Annotated in this window: 1 protein-coding gene and 1 pseudogene; both read left to right on the top strand. The window is 29.5% G+C overall.

Going from position 1 to position 892, the window contains the following annotated elements:
- Positions 1–346, top strand: a 346-nt coding sequence (locus E5A76_RS03145) for a GGDEF domain-containing protein (RefSeq protein ID WP_161118082.1), incomplete at its 5' end; no start/stop codon positions are given.
- A pseudogene (locus tag E5A76_RS03140) lies at positions 333–892 on the top strand (hypothetical protein); the annotation flags it as partial. The gene E5A76_RS03145 and the pseudogene E5A76_RS03140, both read left to right, overlap by 14 nt.

Genomic DNA, 892 nt, shown 5'->3' with positions numbered 1-892 from the left:
GATAAATGACAACCATGGACATCATATTGGTGATTTAGTTATAAAAAAAGTTAGCGAAATTATCCGAAACAATATCAGAAATGAGGATATATCTGTTCGTTGGGGCGGAGAAGAGTTCGTAATCGTTCTTGATTTTCATGATAAAGAAGAACTAATGAAAAAAGCAGAGTTGATAAGAATGAGTGTGATGGAAAATCCAATTTATGGATTAAGTGTTACTGTTTCTGTTGGCATATCTTCACAATTATCAATTTCTTTTAATAAGCAATTTAAAAATGCTGATTTAGCACTATATCAAGCGAAGAACTCGGGTAGAAATAAGGTTGTATTTTATGAAAGTAAATAAAGAAGACAGAGTGCACCTTATTTTATATTCTACTATTTTTATGGTGGTATACATTCTACTTGTTAGTATCAATTTTTCATTTTATAAAAATTCGATTACTGAGGATGCAGTCAAGCAGGTTGAAAAACTAATAGATCAGAGTAAAGAATTTATTCAACGAATGGATTCAAATATACTTGAAAGAAAAGAGAAAGAAAAACACCTTTTACTTAAGTTGCTAGCAAGAGATGCCAATGTCAATATAAATAGTATAGCTATAATCAAAAATAGTCGATATGTCTATAGTACTTTAATTGGTGAAATTGAAGGAAAATATTATACCTCGACTGAGTTAGGACTAACTGCTAAAGAAAAAAGCTCTTTAACTGCGATGCCTGTTATATCATATTTAATGAATGTTGGTGACGATACGTTGATTCAGGCTTATTTTAAAAAATTGGACCTAGAATTAACAGATAAGTTGGGTAGAAGCTATGTACGTGTTAATAATATTAATATAGGTAATGGTAATAAGTTAATTAGTGATGCTGTTGAATTAAATAAATT

Origin of the sequence: Photobacterium lucens, from assembly GCF_009873615.1 — a bacterium.
Classification (GTDB): Bacteria; Pseudomonadota; Gammaproteobacteria; order Enterobacterales; family Vibrionaceae; genus Photobacterium; species Photobacterium lucens.
The sequence above is the reverse complement of the archived record's forward strand: the minus strand, read 5'-3'. Positions and strand labels throughout refer to the sequence as shown.